The organism is Vibrio sp. 2433-A1, from assembly GCF_056726085.1.
Map to the genome: position 1 here is coordinate 78,586 of NZ_JBRESC010000012.1, position 23,537 is coordinate 102,122.

Here is a 23,537-nt window from a genome sequence, read left to right on the forward strand (position 1 = left end):
AAATAAACGTGGCTCATTGACTAATCCGAACCTCTAGCCTCATACCACAGCCTTTATGTTCACGTTTTAAGTAGCTAAATCGATCTTTACCGCAACAAAAATGAAATCTGAGCAAAAAGTTACACAAACAACGTGCTTCAAGTATTTTTTTGCGCAAATTAAGCTTGATGATTTTCTAAAGTCAATACGCTCCTCGCCCAATAAAAACCAGTTTATTGCGCCATAAAGTTACCCTTTAACAGCAAATCTAGCGATTATTAATTTTCCTAGCAGAATAAGATATTAACCCTTACAATCCTGCCGCATAAAAATTACAAAATTAATACAGCCTCTACTCACTCCCTACAAGTAAAGTAGAGTCAGCCCTCAAAAACGTGAAAGGTCCCCGAATACAATGAGCCCAGAGAAACACCTCTTAGATTGGCAAACGAGCCAAACGATTGCGGAAACTATCTCTCCACTTCTTGGTCAACTGTACCGTCATAAAGGCGTCGAAGTATTACTTTTTGGTAAAACGCTGGTCAACGCAGCAACTATTGATATTATCAAAACTCACCGTTTAGCTCGCCGTTACACAGGTACTGGACTTACTCCAGAACAAACTCTTCCTATAATTAAAGCTCTGGCTGAAATGGAACTTTCTCCTTGTCGTATCGACATCGGTCAATTAGCTCACCAGTTCTGGCAAGGTCGTGATGACGACCACGGTGTCAAAGACTTTTTACACACTTCTCTGATGGGTGCGATGAACGGTGAGACCGTATCTGAGCCGCGCGATGTTGTCCTGTATGGCTTCGGTCGTATCGGTCGCCTACTAACTCGCCTATTGGTCGAAAAATCAGGCCCTGGTTACCCACTACGCTTACGTGCAGTTGTTGTACGCGGAGGCAAGAAAGGCGACTTAGAGAAACGTGCTAGCCTGCTACGCCGTGACTCAGTACATGGCCAATTCAACGGCAGCATCATTATTGATGAAGAGCGCAAAGCAATCATTGCAAACGGTAACTACATCCAGTTCATCTACGCGAACAAACCAGAAGAAGTGGATTACACAAGCTTTGAAATCAACAATGCGCTTGTTGTCGATAACACAGGCGTATGGCGTGATGCAGGTGGCCTTGCTCAGCACCTTGAATGTAAAGGCGCAGAGAAAGTTCTACTGACTGCACCTGGTAAAGGTGACATTAAGAACGTGGTATTTGGCGTGAATGACAATGTTATTGAAGCTGAAGACCGTATCGTGTCAGCAGCGAGCTGTACTACCAATGCTATCACGCCAGTACTGAAAGCAATCAATGATAAGTACGGTGTTATCTCTGGTCACATCGAAACGGTTCACTCTTTCACTAACGACCAAAACCTGATCGACAACTTCCACTCTGGTGAGCGTCGTGGCCGCAGTGCATCATTGAACATGGTTCTGACGGAAACTGGTGCAGCAAAAGCCGTAGCGAAAGCACTTCCTGAACTGGCTGGTAAGTTAACCGGTAACGCTATTCGAGTGCCAACCCCTAACGTTTCGATGGCTATCGCTAACTTGAACTTAGACAACGGTACTGACAAAGACGAGCTAAATGCTTATCTACGCGAAATGGCGTTAACGTCAGAGCTGTCTGCACAAATTGATTACACAGAGTCAACTGAAATTGTTTCTACTGACTTAGTGGGTTCTCGCTTCGCTGGTGTTGTCGATGGCGCCGCAACTATCGCTCAAGACAATCGCTGCGTTCTTTACATCTGGTATGACAATGAGTTTGGTTACAGCTGCCAAGTAGTACATTGTATGGAACAGATGATGGGCGTTCGCTTTAAAACGTATCCAACTAAATAACCGAATATTGCTCCTGACTGCGGTCGGGAGCAAATCTCCACAACAGCTATGCTTATTATAATCCCCTTTTTCCACTTTTAGCTTTCTGAAAGTGGCTTTTTTGATCCCACAGCAGTCACCACCCCATAATTTTCGTCGGTTTGTTTTCTCGTTCATGTTCGATTCATTTACTCGTGGGTATTCTATATACATAACTAAGAGGTATTGATTATGAATAGAGTAATTTTAGGTATTTTCGCCCTTTTCATTGGTATGTTTACCTTGGTATTTACCCTAATCCTTGCGATTCCATTGACCATCGCAGCACTCATTACAGGTAAGAAGATTGATAAATCCCTAAAGATGAATCGTTCACCTTTTACTGCTCAGCAGTCATCTAAAACTTCTGTGCTTGAGGGTGAATATGAAAACATATCAAAATAAATAAAAGCATCGACTATATAATACGTAAGAAAACTAGCTATGTACTGGTCTCTGTAACAGTGGGAGACACCTGCACCGTTCACAAGTAGCACTCTGCACGTTCATTGAACAAGGCTCAAAGAGCAAGGATCCTCGGATTCGTGCCGCGGATCCTTGATGTTATTGCTAGTTGTTATTCAACCCCAATATGCGCGCTAACCCTTCACCATAAGCAGTATCCGCTTGAGAGGCGTTGTGTACATGACGCAACTTAACTTCTTCACTCACTCCCGACATTGCACGTGCCGTGTTTGCGAACAGACGCTGCTGTTCATCCTCAGACATTAAGCGGAACAAATCGCCAGCCTGCTGGAATTGGTCCACATTGTTTCGATGATTGTAATGATCTGCGTCCCCAGAGATTTTCAACGGTGGCTCAGAATAGTCTGGTTGCTCCGCCCATTCTCCGTATTTATTCGGTTCATAACCTATGGTTGCGCCCGAGTTAGCATCTACTCGCATCAATCCATCACGATGAGAGGAATGTACCGGACAACGCGGTGCATTAACTGGGATTTGATGATGATTCACTCCAAGACGGTAGTTTTGTGCGTCACGATAAGCAAAGAGTCGACCTTGAAGCATTTTGTCTGGAGAGTAACCAATACCAGGTACAACAGAGGCCGGGTTGAAAGCCGACTGTTCAACTTCAGCAAAGAAATTCTCAGGGTTACGGTTTAGTTCGAATTCACCAACTTCTATTAGTGGGTACTCAGCGTGAGTCCATACTTTGGTTAGATCAAACGGATTAAAGTCCACCGACTCTGCTTCTTCCTCAGACATTACTTGAATGAACAAGGTCCATTTCGGGAAGTCACCACGCTCAATCGCATCGAATAGGTCTCTTTGGTGGCTCTCTCTATCTGATCCAACGATAACTGCAGCTTGTTCGTCAGTCAGGTTCTTAATACCTTGCTGGGTTTTGAAGTGAAACTTAACCCAAAAGCGCTCATTTGCAGAGTTAATCATACTAAATGTATGTGAGCCAAAACCGTGCATATGGCGATAGCTCGCGGGTATCCCACGATCTCCCATAACGTAAGTGACTTGATGCAGTGCTTCCGGCAGAGAGGTCCAAAAATCCCAGTTGCTCTCTGCGTTATGCATATTCGTTTTTGGATCGCGTTTCACTACTCGGTTTAAATCTGGAAACTTCAGAGGATCAGCGAGGAAAAATACCGGTGTATTGTTACCCACTAAGTCCCAATTTCCTTGTTCGGTATAAAACTTGAGTGCGAACCCGCGAATATCACGTTCAGCATCTGCAGCACCACGTTCTCCTGCAACGGTAGTAAACCGAGCAAACATCTCGGTTGTTTTACCTACTTCAGAAAACATCGCGGCTCTTGTGAACTTAGTGATGTCCTGAGTCACTTTGAAAGTACCATATGCGCCAGAACCCTTAGCATGCATGCGCCTTTCTGGGATTACTTCCCTATTGAAATGGGAGAGTTTTTCCAAATACCAAGTGTCTTGAAGAAGCATTGGACCGCGCTCACCAGCTGTTAGCGCGTGATTATTATGAGCAACAGGGCAACCCGTTGCAGTAGTAAGTTTTTTAGTCATTGCTTATCCTTCCATTACTTCGCGAGTAAGTAGCCTCTTACTACCTATCAAATTACATACAAGAACAATAATTGTCTTTTATTTAAGACGCTCAAAGTGGACCAAAAGGCGTTACCGACAGGTAGCAAGAGGTTTTATTTGCATTTTGTAGTAAACACTAAGTAGGATACGCTCTATAATGAATAACATAATATCTAAAAAAGCGAATTCTCTTTTTTACACAGTCGAATAATGCAAAGTAGGAGACTAAATAGATGAGCCTATATAATAATTCCGATCACGTGGAATAACCATTTAGAAGTTTATTACCAGCTATTTTATTGAAACTTTGTTTACTAAGTTAAAAAATCACTCATAAAGAGTGATTTTTAGCGGCAATTATGACAAAGCTATTTATCGATTATTTTCCATCCAATGCTTAGTCACAATATCAATATCCAAACCTTCCCTACTCACTTTGTAGTCTAGCTCTGCGATAATCTCGTTAGAAAACTTCAAATCATCTAGCTGATTGATTTGCTCTGCCGTAAACCTATCCGCTACGTCTTCAGGAACGAGTAGTACAGCACGGTCAACAATACCGAGCAAACCTTTAGGGTCTTCTATCTCTCGAATGTCGTACTTGAAATGCAGGAACTGCGGTTTCCATAGTGGCACAACGAACCACTCACTGTTGGCTACTCGTTGCTCAAAGGTAGTAAAGCAGTCATCCTCAGTCCCAGTGTGAAATTCGTACCCAGCCTCGCTCAGTCCATACTCTTCCATCATTTTAATTGAAAACCTGGTAATGCCGGCTCCAGGATTGATGCCCTGAATATCCTTTTGCATTTTGCTCAGTACATCTTGCTTGAGCAAGTCCTTCACTTCCCGCACAGCTTCTTCAGGAACATAACTTGGCACTCCCCAATGCGCATAAGGCTCATAGTGCAAACCCAACTCAATCACGGGACGTTTTTGTTCAACATCCTGTTTGTAGATTCCATGGCTGGAAGGCAGCCAAGCAGAGGTTAGAATATCAACCTCACCAGACTTAAGCTTTGCGAAATTTTCTTGGTGCGGAGAGTAGATTCGATTTACCTCAAATCCCATGTCAGTAAGCACATGAGATATAAGAGAGGCGGTAATTCTATGGAATGATAAATCTGTTACGCCTAAGTTTATTTTTTTATTCATTATTTCACCGTATAATTTATTTATAGTAAAAAGTCTGACTTGTTAGCGAATATTTTTCTTTCGATAACATTCAATACACGACGATTAAATCTCTATTATAATAAAGTTTGAAGAGATGGAAGATTAGTAATCAATTATGGTTTGTTCGGTCGGTAGATTTTTCTTATATTCGAAAAACTGTGCCATTAGATTACTTAGAACCATTAAAGCCATCACTGATATTTGAACTTGACTGAATGAATCTCCCATTATTGTCGCTCCGAGAACCATCGCTAATATAGGATTGAAGGTTCCAAAGAAACTCAACTCATTAGTAGATATCATCGGAATGGTATAAATGTAAGCACCATACGCCAAAGAAGTGAGTCCTATTGTCAACCAGAACATCGCGGCCCACTGCTCACCACTAACTGGGATGGCTGCAACAAATGACCTACCGCTCCATACCATTTCCCAATATGCCATGGGGATCAACAGCAAGCCTCCAAAAATCAGTTTCCATGTGAGTAGCTTCCACCAATGGATCTTTTTCATGACGTGTTTTGCTACTACGCTGCCGCCTATCAGTACCGTCATAGCACCAATAAGTAGCACCACCGCACTCACATTGACAGGAGCGGTACTCGAAAAGAACAAATACGTTGCACAGGCAATAAGAATTAAGGCTGATAGCAATTGAATCAAAGACGGTTTTACTTGATGGAAGATACCCATAATAGCCAAACCAATCACAGGCAATGCGACCATTCCAACACCTACCAAAGTGCTAGGAAGCTGCATCGCTGCAGCAAAGAGCAAACCAAAGAACAAAGCTATATTAAGAAACCCTATAAGTAGCAAGGCCGGCAGTTCTGACGCCTTTGGTAAGGTTGGTTTAAGTAACAGCAGTATTATTCCCGCTGGTAATGCTCGCCATACCGCCAGCGCAAATGGTGACCAACCGACAAATTCAGAAGCCACTACAGCATAAGTGGTCCCCCACAACAGCGGAGCCAACATGGCTAGAAAGATTTTCATACTACGACTCCTAAAGTGTGTTTAATTAAACATACTTTATATAAACACAAATAAATAGTAAAGTGCCTTCAAGTCATCAAATGGGGTATGCGGGATTAACGTGTGCCGTGTTATCAATCAGGTTCGAATGAGCCACATAAGGTCAGTAAGAGTTACTATGAAAGCACTATCCATATTCAAAAAAGATGCGAGCGTCGGGATCACTAAGACTATTTTTCCGGCAATTGAAGTAGTCTCACTACTTGTGCTCGTGTTCCATGTGATCAGTTCGCTCAGCAAAATTATGTATTACGGGGTAAAACTCAGCATTGCAAGACACCAATACCGTCAGTCGCATACGAGTAATCAACTCAAATAGTATGAATAGACAAGATTATGAATCTCCGCTGAGATTATTTTTAGATAAGACTAAGGCCCCATTTCGTGTCAAAAGCTTGACACATAAAATATGTGGCCTTAAATCAGTAGAGACAGTTTTTAGTAATGAAAGAGCATGTACTTATAAGAGCCATCGCTGATACCCGTTGCGTGGCATTCAGTCTAAGGCGCTAGCTAGATTCAGGCTCCCATCTTACTCATCAAGACCATTAGTGTTTCTATCTCACTTGGCTCTAGGGATGAAAACTGACTGGACATTTGCTCGAAGAACTTTGGATACATTTGACGGACTAACTCCACACCGTCTTCAGTGAGAGATATTGTTACGCTGCGCTTATCAAGCGTATCATGTCTTCTCTGAACCAAGCCTTTCGCTTCCAGACGATCGATTCGATTTGACAACGCGCCTGACGAAGGGAGCAAGGTCTGCTCTTTCAGCTCTTTCGCTGACATTTCATAAACATCACCTGCTCGATAAAGTGTTGCGATGACATCGAATTCAGACGTATTTAGTCCATATTGCTTGCAAAACTCACAACGAGCATGAGTAAACTGGTTCGAAGCTAAAACAAATTGTGTCACTAATCTAACGGATGATTCAGATAGACCAACGTCCGCACTCATCCACTGACTTACGATAGATTCTTCTTTTTCTCTATTAATCAAACGATTAACCTCGGTTAATATTGACGACGGTTATAGAGCATTACCCTAGCATATTTCGCCGTTTTTCGCTTTAACATCCGACAACCAAAACGTTACACGCGAGAAGAGTGACTGGACAGAGCAACTAACTCCCCCGTTCATAACACAATTGAATACCACTTCTTATTGTCCTTAGGTTTCTACTATTTCATCCTCATAAGGCCTAACACAACCATTATTCAAATAAATCGAATAATGATTTCATTTCTTTGGTAATTATAAAAATTAAAATGAACAAATATACTCTAACCATCAATTTAGAGACGGGCCACCTTACAACTCAGCGTGACCCATCCAAAACCATTTTAGAGGAGAAAAACCATGAGCAAAGAGAAGATGCCATTTCAAGTCTGGATACTAACACTCGCCGCCTTCGCTATCGGCACTGCAGAGTTCATTATCGCTGGAATTTTGCCGCAAGTTGCCACATCGCTGTCAATTACTGAGGGTCAGGCAGGGTACTTAATCAGTGCATACGCACTTGCCATTGTGATTGGAGGACCAATTTTAACCATTTATCTCGCACGCTTTAATAAGAAAATGGTCCTTATCGGATTAATGGCACTATTTATAGTCGGTAACCTGATGTCAGCCTTTTCACCAAGTTATGACATCTTGTTCATCAGTCGCATTATTAGTGGCTTGGTACAAGGGCCTTTCTATGGTATTGGTGCCGTTGTAGCGACAAACCTCGTGTCTGAGAAAATGGCTGGTCGCGCTGTAGGACAAATGTTTGCAGGTCTAACTCTAGCGAATGTCCTTGGCGTTCCTGGCGGTACTTGGATCGGTGTTGAATTCGGCTGGCACACGACATTTATTGTGGTCGCTGCATTCGGTGTCGTCGCTCTATTCGCGATTCTTGCCGCTATCCACTCAACAGGTCACGGCGAAGCGAAAAATGTTAAAGCACAACTTGCTGCGTTCAAAAATCCGAAGCTTCTTATTAGCCTAGCGATTACCGCTGTGGTTTGGACTGGCTTCATGACACTTTACGGTTACATTGCCCCTATCGCTATGCATGTTGCAGGTTACGGTGAGAGTGCTGTGACATGGATTCTGGTCATTGTAGGTCTTGGCTTAATCATTGGTAATACGCTTGGTGGTCACTCATCAGACAAAGATTTAAACAAATCTTCTCTATTTTGGGCCATTGCAATGATTGCTTCTCTGGTACTTGTTGGTATGTTTACCGACAACAAAATCCTATTCGTTGCCGCATCATTTATTTTCGGCATCGCATCATTCGCTAACGTTCCATCTATGCAATTGCGTGTAATGAACAATGGTGGTGACGGACAAGAGCTAGCAGCAACAGCAAACATCTCAGCGTTTAATGTTGCTAATGCGTTCGGTGGTTTCCTTGGTGGTATGGTTCTTGATGGTCAGCTTGGTGCAGAAATGATTCCTTACGTAGGTGTTATCGTTCCAATCATCGGTGTGCTGTTGATTCTTAAAGCGAACCGCAACGAGAAACAAGCACTACCAGTAGAAGCATAATCGGCCTTTCTCCCCCTTGCCTTACCAACCTTGCCGTGGCGTGCTAATGCGCCACGGCAGACGCATTAGCACTCCGGCAAGCTCGGTACCGTTCTGAAAAAGCCAAATTCGATATTCAGCAAAGTCAACATCGCCTTTATTGGCTTTGCTTTGAGGAGAAAAAGATGAACACTTTTGATAAGACATTTCGACTACTCACCCTCATTACCGCCACTTTCACGGTAATACTCTCTGTCAAAGCCGTTGTGGACAACGGACTAGGTAGTTGGGTCTCTACCTCCACAGGCCTATTTATTGCCGTTCTTATCGCGTCCTTACTTAAAACCTATAGCAAGGGACAGGTTAACTTTTTTGGTTTGATAGGCGCTTTGTTTGCACAGCTCACATTAGGAAGGATATTTTCAACCATTCACCTTGAATCAATCGATATTTCAACATTGTCGTCACTTGATCCTCTGATGGTGGCAGAGACAGGCCCAGGTATCCCAAGCATTGAGCTAACCAGCACCCTGTTATTCGTCTTATTGGCCCTACAGCTTATCGCCCTTCCTTGGAGAACCAGACTGTCGCTAACTCAATCGACAATAGGAAAACCAGACCACTACGCGTGGGGCATGACATTAGTAAGAATATATGTAGGACTCATGTTTATTGCCCATTTCACTGGTCACTTGTTAGTCGGAGGTAATCCATTTGCCGTATTTACCGATTACTTTGGCAGCATTGGCCTCCCCTTCCCTCAGGCCTTTGTCATTCTTGCAGGAATCATTGAGATATCCTTGGCGATTATGCTGTCCTTTGGCCTGTTCACACGCCTCGCAGGGTTTGGTTCGGCAATCTATTTACTTGTATCTGTAGGCTTGGGCGGCCACTATTCCGTTGGGTATGTGTGGGTACTACCCACGGGCGGCTGGGAATTCCCTGCAATGTGGATCTTCGTATCTGGGATATTCATGTTAGCAGGCGGTGGGAAATGGTCTGTTGATTACTTGCTTAGAAAAAAGCCGGGGAGAAACTCTATTGGTTGGCCGAAATATTCATTTTAACAGGCACCAGTCCGTTTAACCTAACCCAAACTGAAAAAGGCTTATTCAAGTAATGCGTGAATATATGTTGCAGATACTTAAACGCTTTGTTATTTAGTTAAATGTAGACACAACACCTATAACAACAAAGGATTGACAGATGAGTAATGGTCAACGAGATATCACCCTTCGCTTTCTAGCTGAGCCCGGAGATGTAAACTTTGGCGGTAAAGTTCACGGCGGCGCCGTAATGAAATGGATCGATTTAGCCGCTTATGCCAATGCAGCCGCTTGGAGTGGCAAATATTGTATTACTGCGTATGCAGGTGGTATTCGATTTGTGCAACCGATTCACGTCGGTAACTTAGTTGAAGTGAGTGCCAAGGTCATCTACACAGGTAAAAGCTCAATGCACATCGCGATTGATGTTCAAGCAAGCGACCCAAAAGAGCTGAAAAATCGCCTAACCACTCACTGTATTGTGATTATGGTTGCGGTAGATGAGAGCGGCAAACCGACTGAAGTCCCTGAATGGGTACCTGAAACGCAAGAAGATATCGAGCTGCGTGCCTCTGCTATTCGCCTAATGAACATGCGTAAGCAAATTGGCGAAGAGATGGAAGCACATGTGAAATACTTAAAATAGATTAGTTAGCCGTTCATCCATAAAAATAGAGGGCCTTCCCTCTATTTTTGTCAGCATCCTGTAAAGCAATCTCATTGTCATCTTTCTTTCATCTTTGTTTGCTTAAATTCGCCAGCAACGTCAACAAAGTGAAGGAATATTGCTTGAGTCTTGGTGAAACTACCCTCAGTGAATCAACCCTCTCAAACCTAAAAGCCGTCGAGTACCAATGGGTAAGAACCATGTATGTCGAGGGATATGCCGATCAGGAAATAAACCACTACATCCAAACCTGTTTTGGAGGTGACGCCGTATTCGCTGATCTCTTCCGCAAAGTCGCACTCTCTCAAGAAAGTATCTACGTTCTGCTTCGCCATCTAGGGTGTGCTCCGTCTAGCCGCGAACTTTAAACGACACAGCGTGCACAACACCGCAATTTAATGCAAAAAATTGCACCATTTCAATAGGTAACCATAGGCGCGTCGCATCAATTTAGATGTGCAGTGGTACTGTTTGTCTCAGTTCTTATACTCACATTACTGGCGATAGACACAAAAAAACCCGGGACAAACCGGGTTTTGGTTACAAAAACTGTTAGTAGTGAAATAGTAAGGAATCTAGCTAACAGCCAGCTATGCGTAACGCCAGAACTGTACTTTTCTTAACTGATCGGCGGCCAAACCAAAAGTGTTAAGCGAAGTACATATGGGCGTCCATAAGGTCGCCCTTATTGTTCTTATTAACCTTTCACACCACCAGCTGTCAATCCTCCGACTAACCAGCGCTGTGCAAGCAAGAATACAACTGTAATAGGCAATGCAGAAAGAACTGCTGCGGCTGCAAAATCACCCCAAAGATAATTCTGAGGATATAGATACTGCTGCATACCTACGGCTAATGTATATGAGTTTACATCAGAAAGTAATAAAGATGCTACTGGAACTTCACCCACCACTCCGATGAACGACAGAATAAACACGACTGCAAGGATAGGTACAGATAGAGGTAACAGTACTAACCTAAAGGCCTGCCAAGGGGTTGCACCATCTAGCGCAGCCGCTTCTTCTAGTGAACTATCGATAGTTTCAAAGTAGCCTTTAATTGTCCAAACATGCAATGCGATGCCGCCTAGGTAAGAGAAAATTAAGCCGCCATGCGTATTCAAACCTAGGAATGGAATGTACTGTCCCAACTTATCAAATAGGGCATAAAGTGCCACTAACGCCAACACTGCAGGGAACATCTGGAAGATCATCATCGCTTTTAGAATGGTGTCCTTACCCTTGAAGCGCATACGAGCGAACGCATAAGCTGAAGTCGTCGACAGAGCAACTATCAAAATCGACGTAATACCTGCTACCTTGACCGAGTTCCACAGCCATGTAAGCACAGGGAACGGTGGCGGCGTTACAGAACCATCCGCATTGGTGATCGAGAAGCCAAGAGCCAGCTTCCAGTGCTCCAGTGATGGGTTTTCTGGGATAATGCTACCCGTTGCAAAGTTACCCTCACGGAATGAGATCGCGATAATCATCAATAATGGGAAGATGATTGATGCTAAGAACAACCACATCACGATATGCGTTGCCCATAAACGGTATTTAAGTGATTTACCTTGTACCATTGCCATTGGAACTCTCCTTAATCCTGAGACAACTTAGTGAAACGTAGGTTGATAAGCGCAAGCGCACCAACAAGCAAGAAGATCAGTGTCGCAATCGCACTCGCCAAACCAAAGTCTTGACCACCAGCACCTTCAAACGCAATGCGGTAGGTGTAGCTAACCAATAGGTCGGTGTAACCTGCAGGCTCAGACGTACCAATCATGTTTGGACCACCTTGGGTCAATAGTTGAATCAGTACAAAGTTGTTAAAGTTAAATGCAAAAGCAGCAATCAATAGTGGTGTTAGCGGTTTGATCATCAACGGCATTGTGATCTTGCGAAAGTTATCGATGAAGTTTGCCCCATCAATAGCAGACGCTTCATACAGATCTTCAGGTATCGCTTTTAGTAGGCCCATACATAGAATCATCATGTAAGGGAAGCCAAGCCACACATTAACGATAAGCACCATAGTTTTAGCTAAGATAGGCTCAGAGAACCAAGCAGGGCTAATGCCAAACAGTGATTGAAGCACCATGTTTATCTCACCAAAGCTTTGGTTAAACAAACCTTTAAAGATCAATATTGAAATGAATGCAGGAACCGCATATGGCAGAATCAGCAATACTCGGTAAATGGCACGACCTTTTAGCTCTTCCCATTGCACGACACTCGCGAGCACTAGACCAATCAGAACGGTTAAACCTACTGTCAGCGCCGAGAATACAACTGTCCAAATAAAGATGCTGACAAACGGCTCTTTGATGCCTTCATCTTTCCAAACACGTTCGAAGTTATGAGTACCGATATCGACAATAAAACCTGGTGAAACTGTTGACCCCGTAAACTGACCATTGTCATCAACAGGCTGGTAGAAGCCTACCTCCATATTTGGCTTCAGCAATTCACCAGTTCGATTGTTGTATAGGGATTCACCGTCATCTTGCAAAGTATACAGGGGGACGACCGCAGCAAATTTGCGTAAACCACTCATACGGATGTCTTCACCCGAAGGAAAGTGCAGATCAATAGCACCCAGTGCGACTTTATTTTTAATAATGGTTTTGATTTTTTCTTTGTCACCAGCAACAGAGTCTACTTGGTTCAAGTCCATATCCGTTGCCGTAGTCGACGCAAGATCAAATGCTTGAGTCGCAAACAGTTGGTCGCCTTTTTTAATCGCTAAACGGTGACCATTATCAGTTTTATAAAGGGTAAACGGGTAGCTGTCGCCACTTTGATATGTGCGATCCATTAAGACGGTTTGCGCGCGCTCATAAGAAAGTTGGTTTTTCGCACTGTAGTTTGTGAAAGCAAGACCAACGGTGTACGCCAAAGGGAATAGGATAAACAGGATCATGCCTGCAATACCCGGATAGATATAACGGTGGGCGTAAGTCTTTTTACTACCGAAAATGAATAATGCGAGTGCGGTTAAAATCAGGGTAAGTAGGGCAAATGCCAACTCACCACGAGAATACATTAGAATAGTCGCGTAGCCATTAAGAATACCAATAGAGCCGAGTAGCCCCCATTTAATGAACACTTTCTTACTAGATGGCAAGCTCGCTGTTTGAGATGTCATAGCATCTGTACCTTGAACTGACTGCATAAAAGAACCTGCTAACGATGATAGTACTTAGAAACGAAGGAGGGGTTGCCCCCTCCTTAAAAGTGAGGAAAAAATTATTTAGTCATCTGTTTTTCAGCGTCAGCTAGAGCAGCATCCACTGTTTGGCGACCATCAACGATATTGATGATTGCGTTTTTCGCGCTACCCCAGAAAGCGTTCATCTGAGGGATGTTTGGCATGATTTCACCATTCATAGCGTTGTCCATTGTTGCTGCAATGCGTTTGTCCGCATCTAGCTCACGTTGGAATGAGTTTAGTGCTACCGCACCTAGTGGCTTGTCGTTGTTTACTTTACGTAGGCCATCATTAGTCAGTAGGTAATTCTCGATGAACTCAACCGCTAAATCTTTGTTTGGTGATGCAGTGCTGATACCCGCAGTCAATACGCCAACGAAAGGCTTAGAAGAGTGACCATTAAACTTAGGCAGAGTCGTTACACCGTAGTTGATACCAGACTTCTCGATGTTACCCCATGCCCAAGGACCGTTGATCGTCATCGCTGTCTTGCCTTGGTTAAACGCAGACTCAGAGACTGAGTAGTCCATATCTGAAGAAATCACACCTTTATCAACCAAACCTTTTACAAATTTCATTGCGTCTTTAACGCCGTCTGCTGCGATACCCGCATCTTTTACATCATAGCCAGCTGAACCATATTTGAATGCGTAACCACCGTCAGCAGCCATTAGAGGCCAAGTGAAGTACGGTTCTTTCAAATTCCACATGATTGCAGACTTACCATTCGCTTTTAGCTTGGCATCCAACGCTGCAACTTCTTCCCAGTTTTTCGGTGGGTTAGGAACAAGATCCTTGTTGTAGATAAGTGATAGCGACTCCACCGCAATTGGGTAACCAATCGTCTTACCTTTGTATTTCACTGCATCCCAAGCAAAGTCAACGATACCATCTTTAAGTTTCTGTGATGGGTTCACTTCAGCAAGTAAACCGGCTTCTGCGTAACCACCAAAACGGTCGTGCGCCCAAAAAATAATATCAGGACCATCCCCCGTAGCCGCTGTTTGCGGGAATTTGTCTTGAAGCGCATCAGGGTGAGCAACTGTCACTTTAATACCTGTGTCTTCTTCAAACTGCTTACCTACTTCTGCTAGTCCGTTGTAACCTTTATCGCCATTAATCCAGATCGTAAGTTGACCTTCTTCGATAGCAGCATTTGCACCAAATGAGCCAAGAGCAACAAGTGTTCCGAGCGCGACTGTGCTTAGGGCGTTTTTCATGTTCATATCCTTTTTATATTTGTGTTGTAGGGTTCGACCGGTGGTTTCGCCTTATTTCATCGCTTATTTTCAGCCAAACTGACAAATGACTCATCCTCCTACTCCCTACGCCCTAGCTATTATGTACTATTTTCGTGATCCTCATCGTAACGGGTTAGCGATTGGAGTCACAAAACTGACCCCGAATGTGATTAACTTCACTTAGATTGCGTGATTTTTTTTGAGCTCAGTCTCTCTACTCTATCTACTCCTCCGTTCTGCTCCTCCCTAACTACTCCCCCTTTAAATAATTTCGCTAGGAGGATGTCGCGCAATGCTTATTTGAGCAGAATAAACCTATCCAAGAGTGGATGGTAAGAACCCTTTCCAGTATTACCCGTTTTAAGGTAACTGGTTACAAGGCCGCAGGGTTTGCACAGAGACATTGAGCGACGTAGGTAATTAGGTGACTGATTCTTTCGGGGGAGAAGCTCAATGGACACGGGGGATGCAAACCTGAATTTGGCTTGATGGGTGTTGAAAAAGTTCTTCACCCATATTTTCTTACTGTTTGGTAGAATCCAATCTCTTATCAAATTCCTACTATTATTGCCGCTAATACAATTCATATAATGAAGGGCAGTAAAATAACATCGATCGAGGGCGAGCTAGATGGCGAGTGTCACGTTAAAAAATGTATGTAAAGCATATGGCGACGTACTAATTTCTAAAAATGTAGATTTAGATATCCAGGAAGGTGAGTTTGTTGTCTTCGTCGGTCCATCAGGTTGTGGTAAGTCTACGCTATTGCGCTGTATCGCAGGTTTAGAAGACATTACTTCTGGCGAACTTTACATCGGTAATGAGCGCATGAATGATGTTGAGCCTTCTAAACGCGGCGTTGGCATGGTATTCCAATCGTACGCACTATACCCACACCTAAACCTATACGACAACATGTCGTTTGGCCTTAAACTGGCCAAAGCTGATAAAAAGGAAGTCGATCAACGTGTCGAACATGCCGCTGAAATTCTTCAGCTAAGCCACCTTTTGGAGCGTCAACCTAAAGCCTTGTCTGGTGGTCAGCGTCAACGTGTTGCTATCGGCCGTACATTGGTGTCACAGCCAAATGTATTCTTGCTCGATGAGCCGCTTTCTAACCTAGATGCCGCGCTTCGTGTACAGATGCGTTCTGAGATCACTAAACTACAGCGCAAACTTGGTTGCACCATGATCTATGTAACCCACGATCAGGTCGAAGCGATGACCATGGCCGATAAGATTGTGGTTCTTGACGCTGGCTTCGTTTCACAAGTGGGCAAGCCGCTTGAACTTTACCACTACCCACAAAACCGCTTTGTGGCTGGCTTTATTGGTTCACCAAAAATGAACTTCATGAGTGTATTTATTGAAGCAGTCGAAAAAGAACGTGTGATGGTTCAACTAGCTAACGGCACAACTTTCTGGATTCCAGTAGATGGCACCACAATTACCGCAGGTGAGCGTATGTCTCTTGGTGTTCGTCCTGAACATCTCCTGCCAGCGAATGAAGGTGATGCCACTATTGAAGGTGAAGTAAATATCGTCGAGAAGCTAGGTAACGAAACTCAAGTTTACATGCACATTGATGCCGCTGACGCAGACATGATTTACCGCCAACCTGATACGCTCGCGGTTGAAGCGGGTGACAAGCTATCTGTTGGCATTCCAGCTCACCGTTGTCACCTATTCCACAGTGACGGTAAAGCTTGCCGCCGCCTATACAAGGAAGCGGGTCTCGACAGCGAGTAACGTCAACTTGCAAAATAAAAAGCTCCTTTAATAGGAGCTTTTTTCTTACTTGTCACTGAGCGGCGTATAACCATATTCTGCAATCAAAGCTTTAGCCTGTTTGCTCTTTAGAAAGCCTAAGAATTCTTTTGAGTCTTGGTCAATCTTCTCTTTGGAGTACAGCACTAGGAACGGGCGAGAAAGCTCATACTCACCACTTGAGATAGTTTTACTATTCGCGCTTACCCCTTCAAACTGGATTGCTTTGATTGAGTGATCAACAGAGCCCGTTGAGATAAAACCAATCGCTTGTTTGTTATGATTCACAATGGTTTTGACCATGCTATTGCTGTTTACCACTAAATTGTCTGGGTTGATATCCGACACTAATCGGCCGTTCACTATCTTAGTTAGCCCCATTAAACTCTCGAAGCTATAACGTGAACCCGATGACGCTTCGCGTGTTACAACCGCGATCTTTTGATCCGCTCCGCCTAACTGCTTCCAGTTAGTGATCTTACCTTTATAGATATCAAACAGCTGCTCACGGGTGACATTATTAACGCTATTGGATTGATTAACGACAACCGCTAGACCATCAAATGCAATAGGAGAAACCGATAATGACTCATCTTGCTCATTATCAGTGAGATAACGTGAGCTCATACCAATGTCAGCGACACCTTTTTTTACCAGGGTAATACCTGCCGTCGAACCAATGCCTTGAACCGCTACATACGTATCAGAGTGGGTGCTATTAAAGTGTTCAGCCAAGACATCCATTACACGGGCTACCGAAGTAGATCCTGAAACATTCACTTCCTTTGCTAAAGCGGGAGCCACTAGCAATGAAGTAGATAAAAGTGTTGCTAGTGCAACGCGAACCATAATTCTCTCCTAATCGAAAAAGGCATTAAATAATGTGCGTTATGGTATTTCGATTAGATGACAGTTTTGTGAAAACCCATACAGACAATCAAATAACTTACTCCTACTATGCTTAAAGCAAGTGTATTCTGCCAACCGCGCAAGGGTGAGGATAATATGGGACTAGTGAGTTTGTTACAGCGGCAACTCGAAAGCCGAGCACAGCTGATCTGTAAACAACGCAATCAAAGCACGCCAGCCGAACTTGGTAAGGCAAGCTATGAAACCATGAACAATGGCGTGATTTTTATTAAGCAACACTTTCTGTTGGATTCTACCCACTGTGACTACATGAACCCCGTGGCTAAGGTCTCATGGAACAAAGAGTTGAATTTATGGCAGCTGTTCTTACCTCACCACTCGGAAATTGATAGCTGGCTTCCGTATCCCTTCTTAGCGCAAAGTAGTGACCTTACCGCAATCATGAGAGAGATCGACAAAGATCCTAAATCTATGTTTTGGTTAGATTAAATCGAGAAAAGGGCGCTCAATGAGCGCCCTTTTTATATTAGTATTCTGAGTAGATAGTGGCGATTACTCTGCCGCTTTTTCTACTTCTTCAACGGTTTTCACGTCTTCGAAGATTTGAGTTGGCTTAGCCACCAAGTTGCGGTTCTCTTGGTTCACTTCAGTCAATACGATTTCAAGTACATCGCCAAGTCGGTAAGTCACTTCTTTATCGATAGAAACCGTACCATTGTCTGCGCTGCACTCTAGACGCTCTTTGTTCGCCAGAATCAGAGAACCAGGAATGAATGCTGCTGCGCCATTTTCAAGTAGACGAACACGCATACCCGCACGGTTAATATCAAAGATTTCACCGTTGAACTTAGTTTCCTTCGCTGGCTCTTCAGCAAGCGTACGCGCGTACAACCAATCGCCAACGTTACGTTCAGCAATCTTATGGTGTTTACGGTGCAGTGCTAACTCTTCGCCGACTGTCTCATCAGCGGTTTGAACGGGCTCTTTACCTAAGATGTGCGCTTTCAGCATACGGTGGTTGATCATGTCGCCGTATTTACGAATCGGAGACGTCCACGTTGCGTAAATATCAAGGCCCATTGCGTAGTGCGGTAAAGGCTGATTGCCAATTTCGCTGTACGCTTGGAATTTACGGATGCGGTTATCTAGGTAGCTTGACTCTTGCTTACCTAGCCAACGACGTAGCTCAGCGAAACCTTCTAGTGTTGCTACCGATTCAGCAGTGAACGGCAACTCACCTTCTGGGTTAACAAAGCCCAGTACATCAGCAATTTTCTCTGGCTTAAAACCAAGGTGCGTGTTGAAGACACCTGAGTTAAACGTTGATTGTAGTGTACGACCCGCACAGATGTTTGCCGTGATCATCGACTCTTCGACAAGACGGTTTGCACTACGACGCATATCTGCATGAATGGCAATAACATCGTTATCTTCACTCAGCTCAAAGCGGTAATCTGGACGATCTGGGAATACCACAGCATTCTGTTCACGCCAATCAGCACGAGCTAAAGAGAACTCGTAGAGATCACGAACGATTTGTGCTATTTCTTCGTTTGGTTGCCACTCCGTTGATTCGCCATTTTCTAGCCAATCTGATACGTGGTCATAAACAAGGCGAGCGTGTGATTTAATGTTCGCAGCAAAGAACTTGATGTCATCACCAATAACACCGTCTTTACCTACTGTTACCGTGCAGCAAAGCGCTGGACGCACTTCATCTTGCATTAGTGAACATAGCTCATCTGCTAGGTCACGCGGCAGCATTGGAATATTACGACCAGGCAGGTAGATGGTGAAGCCACGTTCACGAGCGACTTTATCCATTTCGCTATCAGGTGTGATGTAAGCAGTTGGATCAGCAATCGCAATCGTCAGCTCAAAATCACCAGATTCGGTTTTCTTAGCGTAGAGTGCGTCATCCATATCTTTGGTTGACGCGCCATCGATGGTTACGAATGGAACATGCGTCATATCAACACGTTCTAGCTCCGCATCATCTTTGATTTCCCAGTTATCGATACCTGCTGGCTCACTGTTTGGTAGATCGTTTTGCGCTAGCGTAACCCACCAAGGAGCAATCTTGTCGTCTGCATCGGTGATCTTTTCAGAAATTTCAACGAAGAAGCCGTTATCACCTTTAAGTGGGTGTTGAATCAGATGTGCAACCACCCAATCGCCTTCTTTTAGATCATCGCTCTTAATTCCTTTGCGCGTCTTCGCTTTTAAAGATAGCTTTTTAAGTTGTGGGTGATCTGGCGTCACGTTTAACTTGCCTTTAAACAGCTTAACTCGCCCGATGAAACGGTTAATACCCTGTTCTAAAAGTTCTTCTGGTTCAGCTTGCTCGCGCTCTTTCTCTGTACGAATGATCGCTTTCACTTTATCGCCATGCATGCATTTCTTCATGTATGGAGGCGGAATAAAGTAGCTTGTCTTACTATCGACTTCTAAAAAACCAAAGCCTTTTTCAGTCGCTTTGATCGTGCCTTCTTTCTTAGGAAGGTTTTCTTGAATTTGCTGCTTAAGTTGAGCCAGTAGAGGGTTATCTTGAAACATCTATCTTGTTTTAACCGATTAAGTATCACACCGAAAATTGCGCACACTATACCACCCCACCTATAGCCTAGCTACCTAATCAGCATGACAATCTATCGTTCAGAGGAGAATTCAATCAGTTAGCAAATTGATTGAATTGCTGTTAATTCATCCGAGCTATGGCTCTAGATGACGAATATGTGAACAAACAATCTTAATTCAGAAAAAAATTGTGATGAAATTCAATTTTTTCTAGCTTTTTTTATGCTTTTCAGGAATAATCCGCCCCCTTATATCGGTGCCTCTAACTCTACGTTTCGGTTTCGATGTGTTTACGTCCCTAGTGGCTTGATGCGATTTACGACTTTTCCGCATCTGAATGGAATCAGCTCTCATCTGGATTTGTATTGGAATTGGTAGAGCTCGTGGGACCTTTTATTGACTTATATATAGTAGGATCCCAATGACAGATTCTGTAATTCAGTTCAGCGATCTAGCGCTTAACGACTCTATCCTTTCAGCTCTTGACGGTATGGGTTTCGTTTCACCAACTCCAATTCAGGCTGCTGCTATCCCGCACCTATTGGCTGGTAAAGACGCACTAGGTAAAGCACAGACTGGTACTGGTAAAACTGCAGCTTTCTCTCTACCTCTTCTTAACAAAATCGACCTTGATCAGCGTAAGCCTCAAGCTATCGTTCTTGCACCAACTCGCGAACTTGCGATTCAGGTAGCAGCAGAAGTTAAGAACCTAGGTAAAAACATCGCAGGTCTTAAAGTTCTTGAAATCTACGGCGGCGCATCAATCGTTGACCAAATGCGTGCACTTAAAAACGGCGCTCACATTGTTGTAGGTACTCCTGGCCGTGTTCAAGACCTTATCAACCGTGACCGTCTACACCTAGACGAAGTTCATACATTCATACTTGATGAAGCTGATGAAATGTTGAATATGGGCTTCGTTGATGACGTAACAGAAATCATGGAGCACGCTCCTTCTTCTGCACAACGTGTACTATTCTCTGCAACTATGCCTCCTATGCTTAAGAGCATTGTTGAACGCTTCCTACGTGATCCAGAAACAATCGACGTTGCAGGTAAGAACCACACAGTAGACAAAGTAGAACAGCAGTTCTGGGTTGTTAAAGGTGTAGAAAAAGACGAAGCAATGTCTCGTCTTCTAGAAACTGAAGAGACGGACGCGTCAATCGTATTCGTACGTACTCGTCAAGACACCGAGCGTCTAGCTGATTGGCTATGTGCACGTGGCTTCAAAGCGTCTGCACTACACGGAGACATTCCTCAGTCTCTACGTGAGCGTACTGTTGATCACATCAAACAAGGTGTTATCGATATCCTAGTTGCAACTGACGTAGTCGCACGTGGCCTTGACGTTCCACGTATCACTCACGTATTCAACTACGACATCCCATTCGATGTTGAGTCTTACATCCACCGTATCGGCCGTACAGGTCGTGCTGGACGTAAAGGTAAAGCGATTCTTCTAGTTCGTACAAACCAACTGCGTATGCTTCGCACTATCGAGCGTGTAACTAAGTCATCAATGGAAGAAATCCAACTTCCACACCGTGACAAAGTAGCAGAAGCTCGTCTGGCTAAGCTTGGTGCTGAGCTAGAAACTGAAAAAGAACATAAAGCACTAGAGAAGTTCTCTGAGCTAGTTGAAAAACTGCAAGAAACTCTAGAGTTAGACGCAGCAACACTAGCAGCAATCCTGCTTAAGCGTCAGCAAGGCAAGCGCCCACTATTCTACATTGGCGAAGACCCAATGATTGAAGCGATCGAGCGTGACAAGCAACGTCGAAAAGAACGTCGTGATCGCGATGGTGGCCGTGATGGCGGTCGTCGTGAAGGAGGTCGTAGCTTCAATACTCAAGATTGGGATACTTACCAACTTCAAGTTGGCCGCGAGCAAGGCGTTCAAGTTAAAGACATCGTTGGTGCGCTTGCAAACGAACTTGGCCTAACAAAAGGTTCAATCGGTGCAATCAAACTAGCACAAGGCGAAACATACGTTCAGCTACCAAAAGCAATGTCTTCTGAGACTGCTGGCAAACTACAAAAACTACGTATTCGCCAGAAGCAAGTTGACGCTGTAGTATGTGACTTCAACGATTTCCGTGAGCCACGCCGCGATGGCGGTCGTCGTGATGGCGGTCGTCGTGATGGTGGTTACCGTGGTAACCGTGACGGCAACCGTGAAGGTGGCTATCGTGGTAACCGTGAAGGCGGCTACCGTGGCAACCGTGAAGGCGGTCGTGATGGTAACCGTGAAGGCGGCTACCGTGGCAACCGTGAAGGTGGTCGTGATGGTAACCGTGAAGGCGGCCGTCGTGATGGCGAGCGTCGCTTTGACCGTAACCGCGGTGGCGATCACCGTGGTAACTACCGTGGCGAACGTGGCCATGGTCGCGGTAACCGCAGCGAAGGTTAATCCTCGAATAAAAAAGAAAAAGGGTACGCATTGCGTACCCTTTTTTTGTCTATTGCTTACGATTTCAAATAGCCGCTTGAAACCAAGCAGCTATCGAGCTAATAGACTAGTTCTTGTTGCCAAAGATATACTTATCCATCAAAGTGACCATACGGCCAATCTCAGGTTTAGTAATAGTATCATTGGCACCTAACGCTAGTGCCTTCGCGCGGTTATCCTCACTCATCAGTGAAGAGAACATCACAATCGGCATACTGACGTAAGCTTCGCTTTCTCGCAGGCGTTTCACCAAGTGCATACCGTCCATGCGTGGCATTTCAACGTCAGTTACTACACCATCAATAAGTTCACTGACAGGAAGGTTCTCTTCTTTTGCCACCTCGATGAGGTTCATCAGCTTCTCGTGTGCTTCGCCACCATCTTTACACGCAATGACGTTGTAGCCGGAAGAACTTAACGTATCTTGAATCATCGAACGAATAAACGCAGAATCATCAACCACCATAACAGTTTTGGCATTGCGCTTAGTAACCATGCGTTGGTTCAGGTCAACACTTCTATCGAGCGTCACATCATATTTTTCCATGCTGAGCTCTGGGTTGATATCTGCGATGATCTTCTCAAAGTCCAAAATCATGATCAGGTTGCCATCTTTACGAACGACAGCGACCACACAGTCTTGCTCTCCCGCTTCTAAGAACTGGCTCGGTGATTCAACATCATTCCAAGAAATTCGGTGAATACGGCTGATAGAGTCAATCAGAAAGCCGTTAGTCATATTATTGAAATCCGTAACAATAACGAACTTACGAGCTAAGTCTTTGCTAGTAGGGACTCCTAACCACCCAGCTAAATCAACCAGCGGTGTCAACACATCACGAGATGAAAACACACCGATCATATGGGGTTGAGCATTCGGGTAGTCGGTTGTTTCTGGTACCTGAATTACCTCACGAACCTTCGCAACGTTGATGCCGTAGTAACAGGTCTTTTTACTCCCATCAGGCATCTGCTTCACTAAATGAAACTCGATAATTTCTAGTTCATTAGTACCGCTCTCGGTCAGTATCGTACTACTTGATACACTCATATTTATTGGCCTACGCTCAATTTTAAGGGCTAGCGACTTTGTAACCGC

Annotated in this window: 20 protein-coding genes; 9 read left to right on the forward strand and 11 right to left on the reverse strand. The window is 44.2% G+C overall.

Annotation, left to right across the window (positions count from 1 at the left end; translation table 11 throughout):
• The first annotated feature begins 394 nt into the window (after positions 1-394).
• Together ACU01J_RS13510 and ACU01J_RS13515 are read left to right on the forward strand one after the other, a co-directional pair.
• Positions 395-1,831: a glyceraldehyde-3-phosphate dehydrogenase gene (locus tag ACU01J_RS13510; protein ID WP_481086171.1), complete on the forward strand. Its 1,437-nt coding sequence runs from the start codon at positions 395-397 to the stop codon at positions 1,829-1,831.
• A gap of 210 nt (positions 1,832-2,041) precedes the next feature.
• Entirely contained in the window at positions 2,042-2,254 is a 213-nt protein-coding gene (locus ACU01J_RS13515) for a hypothetical protein (RefSeq protein ID WP_481086172.1), read from the forward strand.
• Positions 2,255-2,419: 165 nt separating this feature from the next.
• Here the strand turns inward: ACU01J_RS13515 and ACU01J_RS13520 are convergent, their stop codons facing one another.
• The 4 genes from ACU01J_RS13520 to ACU01J_RS13535 form a co-directional block, all read right to left on the reverse strand.
• A complete protein-coding gene (locus ACU01J_RS13520) occupies positions 2,420-3,859 on the reverse strand; it encodes a catalase (RefSeq protein ID WP_481086173.1) in 1,440 nt (479 codons plus the stop codon).
• 393 nt (positions 3,860-4,252) lie between these two features.
• Positions 4,253-5,032 carry a glycine betaine ABC transporter substrate-binding protein gene (locus ACU01J_RS13525; protein WP_481086174.1) on the reverse strand — a complete coding sequence of 260 codons (780 nt, stop codon included), beginning with the start codon at positions 5,030-5,032 and terminating at the stop codon, positions 4,253-4,255.
• Positions 5,033-5,155: 123 nt separating this feature from the next.
• The gene (locus ACU01J_RS13530; RefSeq protein WP_481086175.1) at positions 5,156-6,049 is read right to left on the reverse strand and encodes a DMT family transporter; all 894 of its coding nucleotides are present in this window, start codon (positions 6,047-6,049) and stop codon (positions 5,156-5,158) included.
• A gap of 558 nt (positions 6,050-6,607) precedes the next feature.
• Positions 6,608-7,093 (reverse strand): MarR family winged helix-turn-helix transcriptional regulator, encoded by a 486-nt coding sequence (locus tag ACU01J_RS13535; protein WP_481086176.1) that lies wholly within the window; start codon positions 7,091-7,093, stop codon positions 6,608-6,610.
• Positions 7,094-7,453: 360 nt separating this feature from the next.
• On the opposite strand from ACU01J_RS13535, the gene ACU01J_RS13540 reads away from it, so the two are divergent.
• A complete protein-coding gene (locus ACU01J_RS13540) occupies positions 7,454-8,629 on the forward strand; it encodes an MFS transporter (protein ID WP_481086177.1) in 1,176 nt (391 codons plus the stop codon).
• Positions 8,630-8,650: 21 nt separating this feature from the next.
• Here the strand turns inward: ACU01J_RS13540 and ACU01J_RS13545 are convergent, their stop codons facing one another.
• Positions 8,651-8,815, reverse strand: a complete 165-nt coding sequence (locus ACU01J_RS13545) for a hypothetical protein (RefSeq protein ID WP_481086178.1) — start codon at positions 8,813-8,815, stop codon at positions 8,651-8,653.
• Here ACU01J_RS13545 and ACU01J_RS13550 point away from each other — a divergent pair.
• The 3 genes from ACU01J_RS13550 to ACU01J_RS13560 all read left to right on the forward strand — a co-directional run bounded on the left by ACU01J_RS13550 (position 8,794) and on the right by ACU01J_RS13560 (position 10,689).
• On the forward strand, positions 8,794-9,675 hold the full coding sequence (locus tag ACU01J_RS13550; RefSeq protein ID WP_481086179.1) for a DoxX family protein: 882 nt from the start codon (positions 8,794-8,796) through the stop codon (positions 9,673-9,675). The two genes, ACU01J_RS13545 and ACU01J_RS13550, sit on opposite strands and share 22 nt — an antisense overlap.
• A 139-nt stretch (positions 9,676-9,814) precedes the next feature.
• Positions 9,815-10,300, forward strand: a complete 486-nt coding sequence (locus ACU01J_RS13555; RefSeq protein ID WP_481086180.1) for an acyl-CoA thioesterase — start codon at positions 9,815-9,817, stop codon at positions 10,298-10,300.
• A gap of 143 nt (positions 10,301-10,443) precedes the next feature.
• Complete coding sequence (locus ACU01J_RS13560; RefSeq protein WP_053440814.1) at positions 10,444-10,689, forward strand: hypothetical protein; 246 nt, start codon at positions 10,444-10,446, stop codon at positions 10,687-10,689.
• 329 nt (positions 10,690-11,018) lie between these two features.
• Here ACU01J_RS13560 and malG read toward each other — a convergent pair whose 3' ends face one another.
• The 3 genes from malG to malE all read right to left on the reverse strand — a co-directional run bounded on the left by malG (position 11,019) and on the right by malE (position 14,751).
• Entirely contained in the window at positions 11,019-11,909 is an 891-nt protein-coding gene (gene malG, locus ACU01J_RS13565) for a maltose ABC transporter permease MalG (RefSeq protein WP_481086181.1), read from the reverse strand.
• An 11-nt stretch (positions 11,910-11,920) separates the two neighbouring features.
• On the reverse strand, positions 11,921-13,495 hold the full coding sequence (gene malF / locus ACU01J_RS13570; protein ID WP_481086182.1) for a maltose ABC transporter permease MalF: 1,575 nt from the start codon (positions 13,493-13,495) through the stop codon (positions 11,921-11,923).
• A gap of 74 nt (positions 13,496-13,569) precedes the next feature.
• Positions 13,570-14,751: a maltose/maltodextrin ABC transporter substrate-binding protein MalE gene (gene malE, locus ACU01J_RS13575; RefSeq protein ID WP_481086183.1), complete on the reverse strand. Its 1,182-nt coding sequence runs from the start codon at positions 14,749-14,751 to the stop codon at positions 13,570-13,572.
• Positions 14,752-15,402: 651 nt separating this feature from the next.
• Between malE and malK the strand changes: the two genes are divergently transcribed.
• Positions 15,403-16,521 carry a maltose/maltodextrin ABC transporter ATP-binding protein MalK gene (gene malK, locus ACU01J_RS13580; protein ID WP_481086184.1) on the forward strand — a complete coding sequence of 373 codons (1,119 nt, stop codon included), beginning with the start codon at positions 15,403-15,405 and terminating at the stop codon, positions 16,519-16,521.
• Positions 16,522-16,566: 45 nt separating this feature from the next.
• Here the strand turns inward: malK and ACU01J_RS13585 are convergent, their stop codons facing one another.
• Complete coding sequence (locus tag ACU01J_RS13585; RefSeq protein WP_481086185.1) at positions 16,567-17,388, reverse strand: phosphate ABC transporter substrate-binding protein; 822 nt, start codon at positions 17,386-17,388, stop codon at positions 16,567-16,569.
• A gap of 156 nt (positions 17,389-17,544) precedes the next feature.
• On the opposite strand from ACU01J_RS13585, the gene ACU01J_RS13590 reads away from it, so the two are divergent.
• On the forward strand, positions 17,545-17,898 hold the full coding sequence (locus ACU01J_RS13590; RefSeq protein WP_481086186.1) for a DUF3024 domain-containing protein: 354 nt from the start codon (positions 17,545-17,547) through the stop codon (positions 17,896-17,898).
• A gap of 63 nt (positions 17,899-17,961) precedes the next feature.
• Here ACU01J_RS13590 and rnb read toward each other — a convergent pair whose 3' ends face one another.
• On the reverse strand, positions 17,962-19,965 hold the full coding sequence (gene rnb / locus ACU01J_RS13595) for an exoribonuclease II (protein ID WP_481086187.1): 2,004 nt from the start codon (positions 19,963-19,965) through the stop codon (positions 17,962-17,964).
• A gap of 442 nt (positions 19,966-20,407) precedes the next feature.
• On the opposite strand from rnb, the gene ACU01J_RS13600 reads away from it, so the two are divergent.
• Positions 20,408-22,399 (forward strand): DEAD/DEAH box helicase, encoded by a 1,992-nt coding sequence (locus tag ACU01J_RS13600; RefSeq protein WP_481086188.1) that lies wholly within the window; start codon positions 20,408-20,410, stop codon positions 22,397-22,399.
• Between the two features lie 106 nt (positions 22,400-22,505).
• On the opposite strand, the gene ACU01J_RS13605 is transcribed toward ACU01J_RS13600, so the two are convergent.
• A complete protein-coding gene (locus ACU01J_RS13605; RefSeq protein WP_481086189.1) occupies positions 22,506-23,489 on the reverse strand; it encodes a chemotaxis protein in 984 nt (327 codons plus the stop codon).
• Positions 23,490-23,537: the final 48 nt, after the last annotated feature.

Coding starts and splice junctions, on each gene's coding strand:
- ACU01J_RS13510 (WP_481086171.1), top strand. CDS start 395: ATGAGCCCAGAGAAACACCTCTTAGATTGGCAAACGAGCCAAACGATT.
- ACU01J_RS13515 (WP_481086172.1), top strand. CDS start 2,042: ATGAATAGAGTAATTTTAGGTATTTTCGCCCTTTTCATTGGTATGTTT.
- ACU01J_RS13520 (WP_481086173.1), bottom strand. CDS start 3,859: ATGACTAAAAAACTTACTACTGCAACGGGTTGCCCTGTTGCTCATAAT.
- ACU01J_RS13525 (WP_481086174.1), bottom strand. CDS start 5,032: ATGAATAAAAAAATAAACTTAGGCGTAACAGATTTATCATTCCATAGA.
- ACU01J_RS13530 (WP_481086175.1), bottom strand. CDS start 6,049: ATGAAAATCTTTCTAGCCATGTTGGCTCCGCTGTTGTGGGGGACCACT.
- ACU01J_RS13540 (WP_481086177.1), top strand. CDS start 7,454: ATGAGCAAAGAGAAGATGCCATTTCAAGTCTGGATACTAACACTCGCC.
- ACU01J_RS13550 (WP_481086179.1), top strand. CDS start 8,794: ATGAACACTTTTGATAAGACATTTCGACTACTCACCCTCATTACCGCC.
- ACU01J_RS13545 (WP_481086178.1), bottom strand. CDS start 8,815: ATGTCTTATCAAAAGTGTTCATCTTTTTCTCCTCAAAGCAAAGCCAAT.
- ACU01J_RS13555 (WP_481086180.1), top strand. CDS start 9,815: ATGAGTAATGGTCAACGAGATATCACCCTTCGCTTTCTAGCTGAGCCC.
- malG (WP_481086181.1), bottom strand. CDS start 11,909: ATGGCAATGGTACAAGGTAAATCACTTAAATACCGTTTATGGGCAACG.
- malF (WP_481086182.1), bottom strand. CDS start 13,495: ATGCAGTCAGTTCAAGGTACAGATGCTATGACATCTCAAACAGCGAGC.
- malE (WP_481086183.1), bottom strand. CDS start 14,751: ATGAAAAACGCCCTAAGCACAGTCGCGCTCGGAACACTTGTTGCTCTT.
- malK (WP_481086184.1), top strand. CDS start 15,403: ATGGCGAGTGTCACGTTAAAAAATGTATGTAAAGCATATGGCGACGTA.
- ACU01J_RS13585 (WP_481086185.1), bottom strand. CDS start 17,388: ATGGTTCGCGTTGCACTAGCAACACTTTTATCTACTTCATTGCTAGTG.
- ACU01J_RS13590 (WP_481086186.1), top strand. CDS start 17,545: ATGGGACTAGTGAGTTTGTTACAGCGGCAACTCGAAAGCCGAGCACAG.
- rnb (WP_481086187.1), bottom strand. CDS start 19,965: ATGTTTCAAGATAACCCTCTACTGGCTCAACTTAAGCAGCAAATTCAA.
- ACU01J_RS13600 (WP_481086188.1), top strand. CDS start 20,408: ATGACAGATTCTGTAATTCAGTTCAGCGATCTAGCGCTTAACGACTCT.
- ACU01J_RS13605 (WP_481086189.1), bottom strand. CDS start 23,489: ATGAGTGTATCAAGTAGTACGATACTGACCGAGAGCGGTACTAATGAA.